The organism is Billgrantia campisalis, assembly GCF_022341425.1.
GTDB classification, from domain to species: domain Bacteria; phylum Pseudomonadota; class Gammaproteobacteria; order Pseudomonadales; family Halomonadaceae; genus Halomonas; species Halomonas campisalis.
Window position 1 is genome coordinate 1 of the sequence record NZ_JABFUC010000034.1, and the last position, 2,407, is coordinate 2,407.

The following is a 2,407-nucleotide window of genomic DNA, read 5'->3' on the forward strand; positions in this document are numbered from 1 at the left end:
CCGGTTGCCCTAAGCTTGACCGCTTGTTCCGACCCACCAGGGAGCCGGTATGGCGGTCACCAGCCAACAGGTCACGCTCTATATGTCGCAACGTCAACAAGGCCAGACTCAGCCCGTCGCCGCCGCCAAGGCCGGCCTCTCAGTCAGTACCGCTCGGCGCCTCGAACGCCGGGCTGAATCCCCCGAACCATCGGCACCTCGCCACTGGCGAACCCGGCCAGACCCCTTCGCCGAGGTCTGGGATGGCGTGGTCGTCCCCCAGCTGGCGGCCGCTCCGAATCTGCAGGCGCTGACGCTGCTGGAGTGGCTGCAGGAACAGTATCCCGGCCAGTACCCGGATAGCCTGCTGCGCACCCTGCAGCGCCGGGTCAAGGGTTGGCGAGCCGCCCACGGCCCGGACAAGGAGGTGATGTTCCCGCAGACCCACGGCCCCGGGCTGCGCGGCCTCTCCGACTTCACCGAGCTCAAGGGCATCGCCATCACGATCGCCGGCAAGCCGCTGGATCATCGGCTCTATCACTTCCGCCTGGCCTTCAGCGGCTGGTGTTATGTGCGCGTGGTGCTGGGCGGCGAGAGCTACCCGGCCCTGGCCGAAGGCCTGACCAGCGCCCTGGAGCGCCTCGGCGGGGTCCCCGCGGAGCACCGTACCGATAGCTTGTCGGCGGCCTTCCGCAACCTGGGACGGGAGGCCGAGACGGACCTCACCGAGCGCTACGAGGCCCTGTGTGCGCACTACGGCATGACGGCGACCCGCAACAACCGGGGACGTGGGCACGAGAACGCCAGCATCGAGTCGCCACATGGCCACTTCAAGCGGCGCCTCACGCAGCGCCTGGCGCTGCGCGGCTCCCAAGACTTCACCAGCCTCGATGACTACCAGGCGTTCCTCGATGAAGTAGCCACCGCGATCAACCGCCGTAACGCGGCCCGTATCACTGTCGAGCGTGGCGCCCTACAACCACTGCCCAGCCGGCCCGGGACCGACTACGGCGAGCTGACGGTGCGCGTCACTAGCTCCAGCACCATCCAGGTGCGCAAGGTGCTCTACTCGGTGCCATCCCGGCTGATCGGCGAGCGACTACGCGTGCACCTCTACGATGACCGCCTGGTGCTGCACCACGCACAGCAGGTGTTGCTGACGCTGCCGCGCCTGCATGCCACGCCGGAGAGTGGGCGCCTGAGGGCGATCGACTACCGCCACGTGATCGGCTGGCTGGTTCGCAAGCCCCGGGCGCTGGCGGGGCTGACGTTTCGCGACGAGCTGTTACCGGGGGCCGATTGGCGCGAGCTGTACGCTCGGCTAGCCAGCGAGTGGCCGGTCGCCGAGGCCTGCAAGCGCATCGTCGGCGCCCTGGCGCTGGCCGCCGAGCAGGACCAGGCAGAGGCGATCGCCACCTACTGGCTGGGCGCACTGCAGCGGGGGGAAAACCCGTCGCTGGCCGAGCTACAGGCGCGTTTCGCCGCCACACCGAGCAAGACGGTCCCCTTCCCCCAAGTCACCCAGCATGAGATCGCCAGCTACGACGTCCTGATCCCCGCCACGCCGGCCACGGAGGTGCGCTGTCATGCCTGACGCCCAGACCCTGCCGCTGCTGCTGCGGCAGCTGCGCCTGCCCACCGTGGCGGCCTGCTGGCCCCAACTGGAGACCCGCGCCCAAGCCGAGGGCTGGAGCCTGCCGCAGACGCTGGCCGCCCTGTGCGAGCACGAACTGGCCGAGCGTGAGCGGCGCCGACTGGCGCGCCACCTCAAGGAAGCCCGGCTGCCGGTGGGCAAGACCCTTGAGACCTTCGAGTTCGATGCGCTCGCGACCGAGCACCGCCGGCAGCTGACTGCCCTGGCGGGCGACACCCAGTGGGTCGACCAGGCCCACAATCTGCTGCTGTTCGGCCCCTCCGGCGTGGGCAAGAGCCATGTGGCCGCTGGACTGGGGCATGCCCTTATCGACCAGGGCTACCGCATCCGCTACGCCACCGCCTCAAGCCTGGTGCAGGAGCTCCAGGCGGCCAAGCAGGCCCTGCGGCTGAGCGATGCGCTGATCAAGCTCGACAAGTACGCCGTGCTGGTGATTGACGACATCGGCTACGTGAAGCGCAGCGAGGCCGAGACCTCGGTGCTGTTCGAGCTGATCGCCCACCGCTACGAGTCGGCCAGCCTGATCATCACCGCCAATCAGCCGTTCAGCGCCTGGGACAGTATCTTCCCTGACAGCATGATGGCGGTGGCCGCCATCGACCGGCTGGTGCATCACGCCACGCTGCTGGAGCTGAGCGGAGAGAGTTACCGGAAACGCGCCTATCAGCGTCAATTACAAGGAGGAAAGGTCGCGTCGTCAGGCTGACGACAACAACCCCACCCAACCGGTCATTTTAATTGTCGCCGACCGGTCAAAGTAGTTGACGCCGGATA

General features: G+C 68.0%; 2 protein-coding genes. Both read left to right on the forward strand.

Going from position 1 to position 2,407, the window contains the following annotated elements; genetic code table 11:
• Window positions 1-49 precede the first annotated feature (49 nt).
• A complete protein-coding gene (istA, locus tag HOP52_RS19435) occupies window positions 50-1,573 on the forward strand; it encodes an IS21 family transposase (RefSeq protein WP_238979183.1) in 1,524 nt (507 codons plus the stop codon).
• Window positions 1,566-2,339: an IS21-like element helper ATPase IstB gene (gene istB, locus HOP52_RS19440; protein WP_238979184.1), complete on the forward strand. Its 774-nt coding sequence runs from the start codon at window positions 1,566-1,568 to the stop codon at window positions 2,337-2,339. Before istA ends, istB begins: the two co-directional genes overlap by 8 nt.
• Window positions 2,340-2,407 lie beyond the last annotated feature (68 nt).

Excerpts from the sequence above, each read along its gene's own strand:
- istA (WP_238979183.1), top strand. The coding sequence starts at position 50 with ATGGCGGTCACCAGCCAACAGGTCACGCTCTATATGTCGCAACGTCAA.
- istB (WP_238979184.1), top strand. The coding sequence starts at position 1,566 with ATGCCTGACGCCCAGACCCTGCCGCTGCTGCTGCGGCAGCTGCGCCTG.